Origin of the sequence: Dyadobacter luteus, from assembly GCF_003383615.1 — a bacterium.
Lineage (GTDB): Bacteria > Bacteroidota > Bacteroidia > Cytophagales > Spirosomataceae > Dyadobacter > Dyadobacter luteus.
Genome location: NZ_QNUL01000006.1, coordinates 41,003 through 56,595, shown reverse-complemented (window position 1 = coordinate 56,595; position 15,593 = coordinate 41,003). Strand labels below are relative to the sequence as shown.

The following is a 15,593-nucleotide window of genomic DNA, read 5'->3' as shown; positions in this document are numbered from 1 at the left end:
ATGATGAGAACGAGAAAGGAAGGAACACGAAATACCGGTTTTGAAGCCAGTGGTTTTGCTCCTTCCTTTTTTAGTACGTTGCACATATTCGTTCTGCTCATCATCCCATTTTCTCTCTGCTCTGTGTCTCCGGCACATGACTACCACGTCAGTGTGACACAGATGCAATACAATTCCGGCTCCAAAACATTTGAGCTTAGCATAAGGGTTTTTACAGATGATCTTGAACGTGCCTTAGGTATTGCCAATGGTAATAAAAGAATCATTATAAAAAATGGTGATGCCAATGATGCCCTGGTTTCTGCTTACATCATCAAGAATCTGTCACTCTCTGATACGCAAAAGAAAATTTCTGAAGCACGTTATGTCGGAAAAGAACAGGAGCAGGACGCAACCTGGATATATTTAGAGATTCCTTTTCGACTACCCATAAAAGGACACAAATTACAAAACAGCATATTGACTGAAATATTTGACGATCAGGTAAATATGACTAATATCACAACACCTGCCGGAAAAAAAACGTATATGTATAAGAAAGGACAACTTGTACATGTCCTATAAATACTTAAATTACAAATACCTGACATATTGAACCATGGCATGGCTATTTTGTTTTATATTCCCTTTCTTTTGAAAGTCATTATTTATACATTGGGACTTGATTTTTCTGTCATTTTGACAGACCGCCTATGAAATTTGAACCTTCTGACTTATATAGTCGACTGTTAATGTCCGACTCGGACATGGATAGTCTTGAAATAGTACCTCTCGGAGGCCCTGAGGGATCCGATGAGCCTCTTGAACTGCCTAATGAATTAGCCATATTGCCGATCAGGCAAACTGTACTCTTCCCGGGAATGGTGATTCCTGTAACCGTAGTACGTCAGAAAGCCATCAGACTGGTCAAGAAAATATACCGTAATTCTGATATTAATCTGCGTATTCTCGGAGCTGTAACTCAGGAGAAACCCAATAAGGAAGATCCTTCAGCTGAAGATTTATACAAAATAGGAACAGTTGCCCAGATCTTGAAAATGATCACGCTTCCGGACGGAAATGTGACGATCATCGTGCAAGGCAGACAGCGTTTTGAGATCAAATCAATCATTAGTGAAGATCCATACATCACTGCCGAGATAGAGGCTATCATTGATACTCCGATCGCTTCTTCCAAGAAAGAATCGAAGGCACTTCTGCAGTCTCTCAGAGACGGTGCGCACAAAATTATGCGCCTTAATCCGGAGATTCCTCAGGAAGCACGCATCGCACTGGATAATATCGAAAGCCCTGTCTTTCTTCTTCATTTCCTTTCGTCCAATATCAATGTAGAAGTTGCCGACAAGCAACGCCTGCTTGAAGAGAAAAACGCACAGAAACAGGCTACGCTCCTGCTTCAGTTCATGATGCGTGAAATTGAAATGCTTGAACTGAAAAGAGAAATTCAGTCAAAGGCAAGTTCGGATATTGACCAACAGCAACGCGACTATTTCCTTCGTCAGCAGATCAAGGTTTTGCATGATGAACTGGGAATGGATAGTCCTGAGCGCGATCTGGATGAAATAAGATTGAAAGCAAGCCTGAAAAAATGGCCGGATAACGTAAAAGCGCATTTCGAGAAAGAGCTAGGCAAACTGCAACGGATTAATCCGATGGCGCCGGAGTACCCGGTAACCATGAATTACCTGGAAAACCTTGTGGATTTACCATGGGCGCAGTATACCAAAGATAATTTTGACCTTGTAAGAGCTCAGAAGATACTGGACTCGGATCATTTTGGTCTTGAAAAAGTAAAGGAACGTATTATAGAATACCTTGCAGTTCTGAAACTGAAAGGAAACCTGAAAGCACCTATTTTGTGCCTTTATGGACCTCCGGGAGTTGGTAAAACTTCATTGGGGAAATCCATAGCGAAAGCGCTGAACAGGGAATATATTCGCATGGCATTGGGCGGCGTACACGACGAAGCTGAAATCCGCGGACACCGCAAAACCTACATCGGTGCTATGCCAGGAAAGATTATTCAGAATATTAAAAAGGCTGGCTCTGCCAATCCTGTTTTTATTCTTGATGAAATTGATAAAGTAAGCTCCGATTATCGCGGGGATCCTTCATCTGCTTTATTGGAGGTACTTGATCCTGAACAGAATTCATCGTTCACAGATAATTATCTGGAAGTTGAATATGACCTGTCGAAGGTATTGTTTGTTGCCACTGCCAATTCATTGGATACCATTCATCCGGCGTTACGCGACCGTATGGAAATCATAGAAATGACAGGGTACACCATCGAAGAAAAATTACAGATCGCAAAAAGATACCTCGTTCCGAAACAACGTAAGGATCATGGTTTGAAATCGACCGATATCAAGGTGGATGATGCTGCGCTGACCAAAATCATCGAGGGCTATACCCGGGAATCCGGTGTAAGGAATCTGGAACAGAAAGTTGGTGCAGTAGTAAGGAAAATCGCCAAATCTGTGGCGATGGAGGAAGAATATCCTAAAACAGTCAAGACTGATCATATTGAGAAATATCTGGGTGCCGAGATTTTTGACAAAGATCTTTATCAGGATAATGACTTTGCAGGTGTAGTGACAGGCCTTGCCTGGACATCGGTAGGTGGTGAAATTTTGTTTATAGAAACGAGTCTGAGCCGTGGAAAAGGTGGCTTAACGCTTTCCGGACAATTGGGGGATGTGATGAAAGAGTCCGCAGTAGCTGCTCTTTCCTATCTAAAAGCCAATGCAGACCGTATGGGGATCGATTACCGTATCTTCAACCATTATGACCTGCACGTTCACGTTCCGGCTGGTGCAGTTCCGAAAGATGGCCCTTCCGCTGGTGTGACAATGGTTACTTCTATGGCGTCGATTTTTACACAAAGACGAATAAAGCCATACCTTGCGATGACAGGAGAGATTACACTCAGAGGTAAAGTTCTTCCTGTTGGAGGTGTGAAAGAAAAAATTCTTGCAGCACGCCGTGCCGGTGTAAAAGAGATTATACTTTGCGTTAAAAACCGTAAAGATGTGGAGGAAGTGCCTAAAAACTACATCAAAGATCTGACATTCCACTATGTGGATCAGATTGACGAAGTACTTGCCATCGCTCTTTTACCTGAAAAAGTAAATAACGCAATACAGTTTGTATTTCCTGACGAAAAAACAGAAAAAGAGGAAAGCGGATTGACGGTGCAGGTAGTGTAAAAATTGACCTCATTCATAATACTTTCAAGTGCCGTAGATTACGTGATGTTACGTATCTACGGCACTTCTTGTTTGATGGCTGTCCTGATTTTTTACCGACGTTACATCCCTGACGGGATTTGCTTTTACATGGAAATCCAGAAGAATAATACATTGCAGATTAAATAACCTATTTCCCAATCCTAGAAGAGCTAAGTGCTATAGGTACCTGATATTTCATCCCGGTATGCTCATCCTGTTTAAGGGTTATTACAAAAAACTTGCGTCATCTTTTCTGAACAAGAAATACCTTCAAATGTCTCTACCACAACTATCTCCGGAACTTCTGGATCAGCGCCCCGACCTATTGCCGGGACATACACAACTTCTTGCATTGCCTGAAAGAATCATTCAGTTCGGGACAGGCGTATTGCTTCGCGGATTACCCGATTTTTTTGTAAACAAGGCTAATCAGCAGGGTATTTTTAATGGTCGGATTGTAGTCGTAAAATCTACCAGCACAGGCGGAACTGATGCTTTTTCTGAACAAAAGAATATTTTCTCGCATAGTATCCGCGGAATTCAGGATGGAGAACAAATAGACGAAATTGTCATCAACACCGCCATCAGTCGTACTCTTGCCGCTGCAGAAAGCTGGGAGCAGATTCTGGAATGTGCACGAAATCCGGATATCAAAATAGCTATATCTAATACAACGGAGGTGGGAATTCAGCTGGTAGATGACGATTTACTTGCCTCTCCTCCAAAATCATTTCCTGGTAAACTGACAGCCTACCTGTACGAGCGTTACAAAACATTCAGTGGTTCTGCAGAATCAGGAATGGTGATTGTACCAACCGAACTGATTGTTGGTAATGGGACAAAACTCCGTGAAATCGTACTGGAACAGGCAGAACGCCATAATTTGGGTAAAGCGTTTACAGAATGGCTGGAATTCAACAACCATTTCTGTAATTCTCTGGTAGATCGCATTGTACCGGGGAAGCCTGACTCCGCTACAATTGCAGAACTTTCGGAAAGACAAGGATTTAGAGACGATTTACTGATCGTGTCGGAAGTTTACAGCCTCTGGGCTATTGAAGGAGACGAAAAAGTAACATCTGCGTTGTCGTTTGCTCCGGCGGACAAAGGTGTAGTTATTGCTCCTAATATTGACCTTTTCAGAGAACTGAAATTACGCCTGCTGAACGGAACACATACGTTAGCTTCCGGATTAAGCTATTTGCATGGCGAAAATACCGTGCGTGAAGCTATGGAAAATCCGGAAACAGCTTCTTACATTTCAGATGTCATGTTGAAAGAACTGGCACCTGCTATTCCTTACGAACTTGAATTGAGTGTGGCTGAAGATTTTGGTGGCAAGGTTCTTGATCGCTTCCGCAATCCTTTCATCAGACACCAGCTGATCGACATTACGGTACAGTACACTGCCAAGATGAAGATGCGGAACGTGCCTACGCTCCTGAATCATTATAAAAATTCCAATACTGCTCCGGAACAATTTGCAAAAGGTTTTGCAGCGTTCTTACAGTTTATGAAACCGGTACTACACAAAGACGGCGGTTTCTATGGTGAAAGAAATGGCGAACTTTATTCTATCCGTTGCGACTCGGCAGCTTATTTCGATGAGAAATGGAAAAATGCGGCATCTCCGCTTGATCTTGCACATCAGGTACTATCCGATGCAGAGCTTTGGGGTGCAGATCTGACATTACTCCCCGGATTTGAGGATGCAGTAAAGGAGCATATTATAGTCTCTCAAACAGCATAATGAAAATACCGCCCCGGGTTCATCAACAGCCCGGGGTTATTTTATTTCTTCCACCACAACTGTACGTTCCGCACGGTTAATACCATACACGACAAGTTTATCTTTTATAAAGCGGTCAATCGCAATACCCTGACCGTGTATAGCTACAGGAATCGTTCTGATGTGTTCTAACGTAAATCCCTGAGTCGGAATACGCATTACATAAATCTCCGGCCGGTCGTGACCAGTCATATAAAGCAGGCCATCTTTTCCGAAAGCACCGCCGGAATTACTTTTCGGGGTAAACAGCGCAATGATATTTTCAGGAAATACCCAGGATTCTACTTCTTTCCAGTCCGACGAATATTTGGCAAGGGAAGTCCAGCGGACATCTCTTCCTTCACTGGCTTCCTTGCCACCGTAATGTGCAAACCCGATGTACCAGAATCCATCCTTCTGATCAATCCAGGTCAATGAACCATGATTATTAATCCCGAAACTATGGTTACCAATGTGTTGAAGTGTTTTAGCATCAAAAATCTCAACAGAGCTGGCCATTGGAATTTCCGGGTAATTGGAATTGGCGCAATATAGCTTTCCTTTAATCACCACACCACTGTTCAAGTGTTTAATCCCTTGGGCCGATCCGTCCCAAGACTGGACAAGCTTGCCGTCATTCTTGGTATACTTCTGAACTGTGCTGTTATTAATCACATAAAAATGGCTTTTATCAACAGCAACAGCCTGTTTTGCTTCCGTAACCTTGAATTTTTTCTGACTGAAAGCCTCGCCGGAAACCATCCAACTAATTAAGAAAAAAACGAACAGACCTTTGATTGGCATAATATTCAATTTAACACATCATAAATACTAAAAATACAAGCTTACAGCTCACGCCACTGCCGAATCTTTTTGTACAGTTCATCCGCGCTTTCTTCATCCGAATTGTAATACACATCACCTTTCGAAGTGGCCAGCAGGATAATAGGACTGATTTTTTTATTGACATATAGCTTGACAACTTTCTTCCCTTTTAATCTGAAACTCCCTTTGGCATAATCTCCCGCAGCAAAACCTCCGACTTTACTCATCATACCATCACGCTCCGGAAGCTTGTCAACAAGTTTTACATCTAAAATTTCCTGTTTGGTCAACCTAACGCCGAAAGAACCTTTGATTTCTAAAACGTTGTCTTTCAACACAAGTTCACTGGTTTCGTAATCTGAGAACTGTGATGTCACCACAAATGCGGCAACAAGTAATACAGCACCTCCCACCACATACGAAGTTAGCTTCTGCCCCTTGTCAGAGTTATATTTATTTCCTGCAATGATCATGTACATGTAAGCGACCAACGGATATAATGTCATAAACATACTCGCCCAGTTGTTGTTGATCAGGCTGATAAGTACAGTCCCAAGAAATAACGAAATCCCTAAAAGGATGTGAAACCTTTTAAAAAATTTAAGATACCCTTCAATATCAAACAGAGCTCGTTTCGCCTCGGACATTGTATTGTAACCCGACAGAATATACTTTGCGTTATTTCTGGTAACGATAAAACCAACCGAAAGGAAAATGACAGAGAGCAGTAAGGCAATGTAGGCCATTGTGAAGCGATTAGAGTTTTATCTTAGCAAAATCCAGTCTGAAATAATTTTCAAAGCTGCTGGTGAAAACGTTTCTTCAATCTCACCATATTCAGATACACTACCTGTATTGGCAGTCTGGAAAAGATGGTTAAGTCCCGGCAGCTCCCGGGCAGTCAATTCTACCTTTTTGTTTTTGCCCAATATCTCCCGAATACCTTCCAGATTTTGTTTGGCCGGAACCTGTAGATCTTTACTCCCATTCAATGCCAGTACAGGACCAGTAATTTTTGCCAGATAGTCTTTGGGTTTAAAATTCATGAAGGCTACAAACCAAGGGGAAGTGAACTGACGGGTGATCTGCTGAGCTTGTTTTCTGGCAGCCTCGTCGCCCATTACTCCTTTTGTTTGAATCTTGATTAGCTCAAAGTAATTGTCCTCAATTTTTTTACTCACACTATCCGAGACAGGCCCGCTTTTGATGAGTGCAAATGCCTTCGCGTTTGACTCTATCTGGTATTTTATCATATCTGCTGACATGCCCGCAGCCGCATTGATCAATCTCCCCTGTTCCAGCATCAGTTCGTCAATTTCCATACCGGGAGCCGCCAGAAACACCAGAAAATCAGGACGGTCCTCACCAGAAGCCACAATGGGGCCTATCAATCCACCTTCGCTGTGCCCTATCAGCCCTACTCTGCTATGACTCACCTTGTCATGTTTTCTAATATACTTTAAGGCTGCAGCTGCATCCTCTGCAAAATCGTGGGTAGTGGCTTTTGCAAAATCTCCGGTGGATGTACCTACGCCCCGGTCATCATATCTCAAAACAATAATCCCGTTCCGGCTCAGATAATCGGCAATCACGGCAAAAGGTTTATGCCCGAATAATTCAGAATCGCGGTTTTGCTGACCGGAACCACTTACCAGCACAACTGCCGGAAATGTCCCGTTCCCTTCCGGTATTGTCAATGTTCCTCCCAGGGTAACCTCCGCTTTTGTATTCTCAAATCTGACTTTTTTCTCTGTGTAAGGAAAAGGAGCTTTGGGAGTCTGAGGCCGAACCGGACCCGCATTTGCCATTATTTGTTTAGCGAAATCCAATGGAAACTTAAATCCGCTCTGCTGCCATTCGCCTGTAATCGTACTATCACTTTTGAGCTCCCCCACATATACAGATTTAATCATCTCAAAATTGACGGTCATTTTATTCCCTTCCAACACTGCCGAATTGGCTTTCATCCCTTTCACATTCTGAACAGGAATATCCATGCTGACTTCATAACTATTCGCCTCCTTACTGATATTAAAAATAATGTTGATTTGTCCGTTTGGTACTTTCAGGTTTCCAGCCCAGGAGCCAGTAAGATTTTGAGCTTTAAGAGAAAGGAAAGCAAATAAGAATAAGCAAAGAGAGAAAAGTTTTCTGATCATGAATAGTGGCGGTAAATTGCAAAATGGTATATACGCAATATAACGATCTGCACCGACATTAAAAAGGGCGGATTGGGCTTATCTTCTTTAACATAAATCCTATTTTTGCACGCACACACTTCATCATTTGCCCCACAACTCAATGGAACAGAACACGCCCCTTCAGCTCGCTGCTGAATTCATGCACTATACCAATAAGAATGTTTTTCTGACCGGGAAAGCCGGAACAGGTAAAACTACTTTCCTGCATAACCTAAAAAAAACACTCCACAAACGGATGGCGATTGTGGCTCCTACCGGCGTCGCGGCTATTAATGCAGGTGGTGTTACGATACATTCTTTCTTCCAGCTCCCGTTTGGGCCACATATACCGGAAAGTTTTATGGCTACCGCCAGCGTTCATAAATTCAGCAAAGAACGTATTAATCTGATCAAAAGTCTGGACTTACTGGTGATTGACGAGATCAGTATGGTAAGGGCGGATATGCTCGATGGCATTGACGAAGTTCTGAGAAAATACAAAGACCGTAACCGACCATTCGGCGGTATTCAGCTGCTCATGATAGGCGATCTGCATCAGCTTTCGCCTGTAATCAAGGATGAAGAATGGAATATGCTAAAGGCGTATTATGACACCATTTTCTTTTTCAGCAGTCATGCCTTGCAAAAAACAAATCCGGTACGCATAGAACTGACTCATATTTACCGGCAGTCAGACACTACATTTATTGATCTCCTGAATCGTGTGAGGGAGAATAAACTGGATGCAGAAACGCTCGCAAAACTCAACCAGCGCTATATTGCGGATTTTAAGCCTGCGGATGATGACGGATACATTACACTCACCACGCACAACGCCAGCGCCCAAAACATCAATGCTGTCAAACTGCAGGAACTGACTACCAAATCCCGCTATTTCAAAGCGGAAATCACAGGCGACTTCCCGGCGATGTCGTACCCAACCGAACAAAATCTTGAACTGAAGGTAGGTGCTCAGGTTATGTTTGTTAAAAATGATATTTCAAGAGAAAAACTGTTTTACAACGGAAAAATAGGACAAGTAGCCAGAATAGACTCCGACGCCATTTATGTAAAGTGCAAGGATGAATACGGAGAAATAGAAGTGGAAAGGACTGAATGGCGAAATGTTAAATATGCCCTGAACGACGAAACAAAGGAAATTGATGAAATTGTAATCGGTAGTTTTGTTCAATATCCGCTAAAACTTGCCTGGGCTATAACCATTCACAAAAGTCAGGGCTTAACTTTTGAAAAAGCCATTATTGATGCGAATGCCTCTTTCGCACACGGACAGGTTTATGTGGCTTTGAGCAGATGTAAGAGTTTCGAAGGTATGGTGCTCAGTACCAAAATCGGCTCATCGAGTGTCAAAACGGATGGAACCGTAGCGGCCTATTCGCGTGATGCGAGCAATAATCCTCCCGACAATCGGCAACTGCTCGACGCCAAATTTGACTTTCAAAGATCTCTGCTTTTCGAGCTATTTGATTTCAATGATACCAAAAGAGCCTTTTTTCAACTGGTCAGGCTTCTGGAAGAACATGGAACCATTCTTAATCCCAACCTTTTACCTGCCCTACGCGGTATCAGGGAAAATTTTGAGAAAGATATTTTTACCGTAGGAGAGAAATTCAAAAATCAGCTGAATCAACTGATGACGGAGTCTGCGCTGCCTGAGGAAAACCCGGCACTTAAAGAGCGATTTGAGAAGGCTATCAACTATTTTTCGGACAAAGTGAATGTAGCTCTGCTTCCTGAGATCCAAAAGCTGGACATAGACACCGACAATACAGCAGTTAGGAAATCAGCGCAACAGGCTCTGGAAACATTATTAAAAGCGGTGGTTATCAAAAGTGCTTGTATCAATACTTCTTTGGAAGGCTTCAATACGAGTGCCTATCTGCGGGCTAAAGCCAATGCAGATATTGACTTTAAAGCAAAAAAAGATGCAGGGGAATTGGCCAAAGCACCTTCTATACCGCAGAATGTCACGCACCCGGGTCTTTATTCTTTATTAAAAACCTGGAGAAAAGAAATAGCCGCGGAACACGATGTGCTTGACTATATGGTGATGCCGATGAAAACGTTGCTGGAGATTTCGGAGGTATTACCCGGCAATCCTCAGCAACTGGCCAAAATAAAAGGAATCGGTAAAACCAAAGTAAAGCAATATGGTCAGCCTTTACTTGACATCATTAAAGCATACTGCGAAGACAACGACATAGAAATTCCCGAACCAAAGGAACAGGAATCAGTTGTGAGCGTCAAAAAAGAAAAGCCGGATACCAAACGTGTAAGTCTGCAGGCATTTCTGGATGGCAAAACGATGGAAGAAATTGCAGCGGAGAGAAACCTTACGCTTTCAACTATTGAGACCCACCTGATCCATTTTATCGAAACGGAGGAACTTGATATTTTTACACTATATCCATCTGAAAAAGTTACCGCTATTACTGCACATCTCACCGCCAACAGACAGGCGACTTTGGGGGAAGCCAAGACTGCTCTGGGCGATGATTATTCCTACACCGAGATTCGTGCCTGCATGAAATACCTGCGCACCACAGACCTGTAACCAACTGTTACTAAATAGAAAAAGTACAAAGTGACGACATTTCAACTATCTCTCCCTTAGGATTATATCACTAATTGATTGAGGTAAATTAACATTCATTTTTAAAAAAAATTAATAGGTTAAGCTGTTTTGAAATGTGATTATACACGTAGTAAATTTCCTGAATCATACTACATCCATGATCATTTTTCACTATGACCTCAAAAACTGCACAAGAACTCGCATTACCGGTTGGCGTTACACTCGACCGTTTCATCATGGCCAGTCAGAGTGCTTTTCCCTATGCTACAGGAGAGCTTTCTCAACTACTTCGCGACATTGCGATTGCCGGTAAAATCATCAACCGTGAAATTAACCGGGCTGGTCTCGTAGACATCGCAGGAGGAAACGGAACGGAAAATGTGCAGGGTGAAAACCAGCAAAAACTGGACATTGTAGCCAACATTCGTTTTATCAGAGCACTAAAAAACGGTGGTGAAGTATGTGCGATTCTTTCTGAAGAGGAAGAAGATATCATCTACACAGGAAATGAACATGGCAAATATGTAGTAGCCATGGATCCGCTCGATGGCTCATCCAATATCGATGTAAATGTTTCTATCGGAACCATTTTCTCTATTTACAGAAGGGTCACCCCTACGGGCTCCCCGGCCACGATGGATGATTTTCTTCAGGGTGGGCGTAAGCAGGTAGCCGCAGGATATATCCTGTACGGTTCATCCACAATGCTTGTATTTTCGACCGGAGATGGTGTCAACGGGTTTACGCTCGATCAGTCACTTGGCGAATTTATACTCTCACACAAGAATATATCCTCTCCAAACAACGGAACTATCTTCTCTGTAAACGAGGGAAACTATTACAGTTACCTTCCATCCGTTCAAAAATATCTGGACAACTGCAAACAGCGTGGATACAGCGCACGCTACATAGGCTCGCTGGTCGGTGATTTCCACCGGAATCTTCTGAAAGGGGGAATTTATCTTTATCCTTCAACAAAAAAAGACCCAAAAGGCAAACTGAGATTGCTGTATGAATGCTACCCATTGGCATTTATTGCTGAAAAATCGGGAGGAAAAGCAAGCGATGGTTTTGGCGCCATTCTGGATATCGTACCTACATCCGGCCATCAGCGTTCTCCCATTTATGTAGGCAGCGCGGCTATGGTAAAGGAGTCTGTTCAACCGTAATTCGGCTTAGCTGATATAGTTTTCGTAACTTTGCAGAATGCAGACTACGGAAAACAATTTTGAGCAGTTTAAACTTAACCGTCAATTACTCAATGCTATTGAAGAAGCGGGATATACCCAGCCTACACCCATTCAGGAACAGGCTATCCCGCTTGCACTATCCGGACAGGATATTTTAGGAATTGCCCAAACGGGTACTGGAAAGACCGCAGCATACGCGTTGCCACTACTTATGCGTATCAAGTTCGCCCAGGGAAATGATCCACGCGCGTTGATATTTGCACCTACGCGTGAACTTGCCATGCAGATCTCAGAAGCGATTGCGCAGCTGAGTAAATATACCGACATCCGTACCGTCGTTTTATACGGCGGTGTTGGACCGAAATCACAGATAGAAGCCATCAGAAAAGGAGTGGATATCATTGTGGCTACGCCCGGTCGTTTTATGGATCTTTACCTGAAAGAAGAGATTGTGGTAAAGTACCTGAACGTGATGATTCTGGACGAAGCCGACAAAATGATGGACATGGGTTTCATGCCTCAGATCCGCAGGGTGCTGGAAATTATTCCGAGAAAAAGACAAAATATGTTATTCTCGGCTACTTTCTCAGACAAGGTAGAAAACTTGTCATACGAGTTTCTCGAGTTCCCGACACGTATTGAAGTAACACCTCAATCGACTACTGCAGAGATGGTTTCGCAGACGTTGTACGAAGTCCCCAACTTCCGTACTAAGATCAACCTGCTCAATCACTTTCTGGAAGACGCCGAAACCTTTGCACGGATATTGATCTTCACACGCAGTCGTGAGGTAGCTACTTTGGTATTTCAAAACCTGAACGGAAGAGTAGTTTCGGAAGAGGAAACCCGCGTAATCCATGCTAATAAGGGACAAAATACCCGCATCAATTCTATGGAAGCATTCCGAGAAGGCAGCGTGAGGGTGCTGGTTGCAACAGATGTGGTAGCTCGTGGGATTGATATTACCGAAGTGAGCCACGTAATCAATTTCGACGTTCCGCTTATCTATGAAGATTATGTACACCGAATAGGACGTACAGGCCGTGCTAACAATATTGGGCATGCAATCACATTTGCCACCATGGCCGATGAATACCATATACGGAAAATCGAAAAGATGATCCGGATGGAAATTCCAAGAGAAGAATTACCTGCCGAAATCGACATCGCACCGACTCCTGCACCTGAACGTCAGGATATGCTTCGTGAAATTGATAATCAAAAAAGAAAGGAAGACCCGACATTCCTGGGGGCATTCCATGAAAAAAAGAAGGTTTACCGCCCTGCTATGAAGAAGCCGGCTAAAGATCAGAAACCCCGCAATCGTAATCCGGGAACACGGAATAATTCGAGCGGACGATCCAAAAGAAAATAATACAATACATTTTAAATAATTCCGTTTAACTTGGACAATAGAAAACCTGTTTCTCTATTAAAGCTTTATGAAAGATTCTTTTGTTTTTTGGCTTGCCTTTTTATTACCTGCGTTATGTTCTGCCCAACAAACTCACCTGGCCAGTGCAGGTCCTTCTTCTGATACCAATGTTGCCTCAAAAAAGCCTTTGGAATTAAAAGAGAGACGTGTTTTGCCCCTATTCGGAGAACTCAGTAAGACGTCCGAGCAGATTGGTGAAGAAATCCAGTTTTTAAGTGAGTGCGACAAATCCTTTTCAAGCCGTACTGAAGCCAGTAGTTTTTTCTCCGCACGTGCATGGGAATATCTGCAGGAAGGTGCACTTGACACCGCATGTTACCGTTTCAATCTTGCCAATCTATTGAATGACAAAAGTGTCGAAACCTACTGGGGATTAGGTGTGGTATCTTACCAGCGTCAGAACTGGGTGGATGCTAAAAGAATGTTGAGCCGTGGCGTAGAACTGCAAGGCGATAACGTACCTCTGCTGGTAGACCTTTCTACTGTAGATATGAAATTGTATGAATTAACGAACCGCAAAGAAGAACTGAACGAAGCAGCTACAATTCTAAAGCATGCTGTAAGTCTTGATTCAACCTATGCACTTGGACAATATAATCTGGCGCTTGTTCACTACAATCTGGACCAGCCTGACGAAGCATGGGTACATCTGCATAAGGGTCGTAAGCTTGATTTCAGCCAGATCAATCTTGATTTTATAGAACTATTAAAGGCGAAAAAACCGGATCCGGAAGGGTTCTTCAAATAAGCCGATATACGCTCAAAACCCGGTAAGTTTCAAACCTTACCGGGTTTTCTTTTTTGTCTCTTTTTGAAAAAAAAGCTGTTTAGTAGAACAAACAACACCACCGCAATCAGAATAAAAACCGCATTCCACATAAACGAAAAGCCAATAAATTTCTCTGACCCATCCAGACTCAGTTCATAGCGGATGCCGTTGCGGTCGGCAGTGGTTGTTTTCTGGTTAAAGGGAAGTGCATGCGCGTAATCATCGCGGCCAACCAATTCATTATCTACATTGATATAGCCATAAGTCTCGTTCATTCTCACCATAGAAAGACCGTTCTGGAAGTAAGAAGCAAACTCGTATTTCAGCGGAGTACGGATTTTCCCTGTTTTATCTATATGTCCGAATTTCCCGTTGATGGCAACTGCTGCCCTGTCTTCTGCCGTGAAGCCGCTTGCTTCGTCATACAGAAATGGAATACGGACTTTACCGGTTTTGTCAATACATCCCCATTTGTTGTTCTTTTTCACCCAGAATAACCCGGCAGTTGGTTTGCGGGTGTCGGTAAATTCAAAGCCAGTGACCATCTCACCGGTGAATACGTTGATAAAACCATAACGATCGCCATACCTTACCCGCTCCATTCCCTGGCCCGAAAACTTGTATTCAGGATCAATATCATCCAACGCAACCGGAATTCGCAGGATCATGTTTTTGTCGATAATACCGTATTTCCCTTTGTACAGGAAATGATAAATACCTTTCGCCTCTTTAATCTCTTTCTCTATATACGGACTGAAATTCCAGTTGAGCAGATACAATTCCTTTTGCTTCCACCAGATAATATCCTCCTTCGTATCATGATTACAAACGAAATCGACGGTAGCTTTTGAAATCAGAAAATCGTTTTTGAAATTTTCAATCGGTATTCTGTAAATTTCTTTTCCGGTAGAATCAATATAGGAAAGACCATATTGCTTATCCACTTCATAAATGACCCAGGTTTTACCCTGATAATATTTATCTGTCCCGACGTATATGGGCTCTACGATGACTTTCCCTTTTTTATTGATAAAACCATGTAGCCCCGGTTTGGCAGTATTGGTCTCGATAGGTACGAACTCCGCCAGACCATTCGAAAATTCGCCAATATCTTTATAAGCAGGTGTCAGCTTTTTCCCGTTCTTATCAACCAGAAAAGAGCTGTAATCCCTGCAATTGATATTGATTTTCTTGACAACATATACATCTCCATATTTCTGGTGTTCTGAGTATTCGCTGAGCCAGGCCGGTCCTGAAGTGTCGGACTGCTGCGCTATTAGAAAATTGAAATGGAGTAGGAGAAAACTAAGGAGAAAGATTCTGCCGGCAATTGTTGAGCTATTCACTATACTAACCTGTTCATTTCCGAATACTTTTGACAACAACGAAGATACCAATAACTGATTTGAATGAACAAGGGTTTGTTGGAGAAGTTCCGCGACTCGGTCTGAATGACCCGGTCTGCGCGACTCGGTCTGCATGACGCAGTCAGGCTGAACGGAAGCAGCGCCCTCCCTAACTAGTTCGAAGACAGCAACTGATTTCGCCGTTCGGTCCTGGCATGCGATTTCCCCGTTCAGCCCTGCTTCGCAGTGCAGAC

At 43.0% G+C, this 15,593-nt stretch carries 11 protein-coding genes; 7 read left to right on the top strand and 4 right to left on the bottom strand.

From position 1 onward, the window contains the following. The 3 genes from DSL64_RS10120 (at position 1) to DSL64_RS10110 (ending at position 4,980) form a co-directional block, all read left to right on the top strand. Positions 1–564, top strand: a complete 564-nt coding sequence (locus tag DSL64_RS10120; RefSeq protein ID WP_115830646.1) for a DUF6702 family protein — start codon at positions 1–3, stop codon at positions 562–564. Positions 565–731: 167 nt separating this feature from the next. After that, positions 732–3,209: an endopeptidase La gene (lon, locus tag DSL64_RS10115; RefSeq protein WP_199539374.1), complete on the top strand. Its 2,478-nt coding sequence runs from the start codon at positions 732–734 to the stop codon at positions 3,207–3,209. A gap of 226 nt (positions 3,210–3,435) precedes the next feature. Next, positions 3,436–4,980, top strand: coding sequence for a tagaturonate reductase (locus tag DSL64_RS10110; protein ID WP_229217027.1), 1,545 nt, complete (start codon positions 3,436–3,438; stop codon positions 4,978–4,980). A 36-nt stretch (positions 4,981–5,016) separates the two neighbouring features. Here DSL64_RS10110 and DSL64_RS10105 read toward each other — a convergent pair whose 3' ends face one another. From DSL64_RS10105 to DSL64_RS10095, 3 genes are read right to left on the bottom strand one after another with little or no spacing between them, the layout of a single operon-like run. Continuing rightward, on the bottom strand, positions 5,017–5,802 hold the full coding sequence (locus DSL64_RS10105; RefSeq protein ID WP_115830644.1) for a hypothetical protein: 786 nt from the start codon (positions 5,800–5,802) through the stop codon (positions 5,017–5,019). Positions 5,803–5,843: 41 nt separating this feature from the next. Then, positions 5,844–6,569, bottom strand: a complete 726-nt coding sequence (locus DSL64_RS10100; protein ID WP_115830643.1) for a DUF3784 domain-containing protein — start codon at positions 6,567–6,569, stop codon at positions 5,844–5,846. Positions 6,570–6,587: 18 nt separating this feature from the next. Beyond that, positions 6,588–7,982 carry an alpha/beta hydrolase family protein gene (locus tag DSL64_RS10095; protein ID WP_115830642.1) on the bottom strand — a complete coding sequence of 465 codons (1,395 nt, stop codon included), beginning with the start codon at positions 7,980–7,982 and terminating at the stop codon, positions 6,588–6,590. A gap of 142 nt (positions 7,983–8,124) precedes the next feature. Between DSL64_RS10095 and DSL64_RS10090 the strand changes: the two genes are divergently transcribed. The 4 genes from DSL64_RS10090 (at position 8,125) to DSL64_RS10075 (ending at position 13,972) form a co-directional block, all read left to right on the top strand. Beyond that, positions 8,125–10,578: a helix-turn-helix domain-containing protein gene (locus tag DSL64_RS10090; protein WP_115830641.1), complete on the top strand. Its 2,454-nt coding sequence runs from the start codon at positions 8,125–8,127 to the stop codon at positions 10,576–10,578. 194 nt (positions 10,579–10,772) lie between these two features. Continuing rightward, the gene (fbp, locus tag DSL64_RS10085; RefSeq protein ID WP_115830640.1) at positions 10,773–11,768 is read left to right on the top strand and encodes a class 1 fructose-bisphosphatase; all 996 of its coding nucleotides are present in this window, start codon (positions 10,773–10,775) and stop codon (positions 11,766–11,768) included. 37 nt (positions 11,769–11,805) lie between these two features. Further along, positions 11,806–13,164 (top strand): DEAD/DEAH box helicase, encoded by a 1,359-nt coding sequence (locus tag DSL64_RS10080; protein ID WP_115830639.1) that lies wholly within the window; start codon positions 11,806–11,808, stop codon positions 13,162–13,164. A gap of 67 nt (positions 13,165–13,231) precedes the next feature. Continuing rightward, positions 13,232–13,972: a tetratricopeptide repeat protein gene (locus DSL64_RS10075; protein ID WP_115830638.1), complete on the top strand. Its 741-nt coding sequence runs from the start codon at positions 13,232–13,234 to the stop codon at positions 13,970–13,972. A 29-nt stretch (positions 13,973–14,001) separates the two neighbouring features. Here the strand turns inward: DSL64_RS10075 and DSL64_RS10070 are convergent, their stop codons facing one another. Beyond that, positions 14,002–15,474 (bottom strand): WG repeat-containing protein, encoded by a 1,473-nt coding sequence (locus DSL64_RS10070; RefSeq protein WP_115830637.1) that lies wholly within the window; start codon positions 15,472–15,474, stop codon positions 14,002–14,004. Positions 15,475–15,593: the final 119 nt, after the last annotated feature.

What these genes read in the sequence shown, in the direction of transcription:
- DSL64_RS10120 (WP_115830646.1), top strand. Translation starts at nt 1, where the DNA reads ATGATGAGAACGAGAAAGGAAGGAACACGAAATACCGGTTTTGAAGCC.
- lon (WP_199539374.1), top strand. Translation starts at nt 732, where the DNA reads ATGTCCGACTCGGACATGGATAGTCTTGAAATAGTACCTCTCGGAGGC.
- DSL64_RS10110 (WP_229217027.1), top strand. Translation starts at nt 3,436, where the DNA reads ATGCTCATCCTGTTTAAGGGTTATTACAAAAAACTTGCGTCATCTTTT.
- DSL64_RS10105 (WP_115830644.1), bottom strand. Translation starts at nt 5,802, where the DNA reads ATGCCAATCAAAGGTCTGTTCGTTTTTTTCTTAATTAGTTGGATGGTT.
- DSL64_RS10100 (WP_115830643.1), bottom strand. Translation starts at nt 6,569, where the DNA reads ATGGCCTACATTGCCTTACTGCTCTCTGTCATTTTCCTTTCGGTTGGT.
- DSL64_RS10095 (WP_115830642.1), bottom strand. Translation starts at nt 7,982, where the DNA reads ATGATCAGAAAACTTTTCTCTCTTTGCTTATTCTTATTTGCTTTCCTT.
- DSL64_RS10090 (WP_115830641.1), top strand. Translation starts at nt 8,125, where the DNA reads ATGGAACAGAACACGCCCCTTCAGCTCGCTGCTGAATTCATGCACTAT.
- fbp (WP_115830640.1), top strand. Translation starts at nt 10,773, where the DNA reads ATGACCTCAAAAACTGCACAAGAACTCGCATTACCGGTTGGCGTTACA.
- DSL64_RS10080 (WP_115830639.1), top strand. Translation starts at nt 11,806, where the DNA reads ATGCAGACTACGGAAAACAATTTTGAGCAGTTTAAACTTAACCGTCAA.
- DSL64_RS10075 (WP_115830638.1), top strand. Translation starts at nt 13,232, where the DNA reads ATGAAAGATTCTTTTGTTTTTTGGCTTGCCTTTTTATTACCTGCGTTA.
- DSL64_RS10070 (WP_115830637.1), bottom strand. Translation starts at nt 15,474, where the DNA reads ATGCAGACCGAGTCGCGCAGACCGGGTCATTCAGACCGAGTCGCGGAA.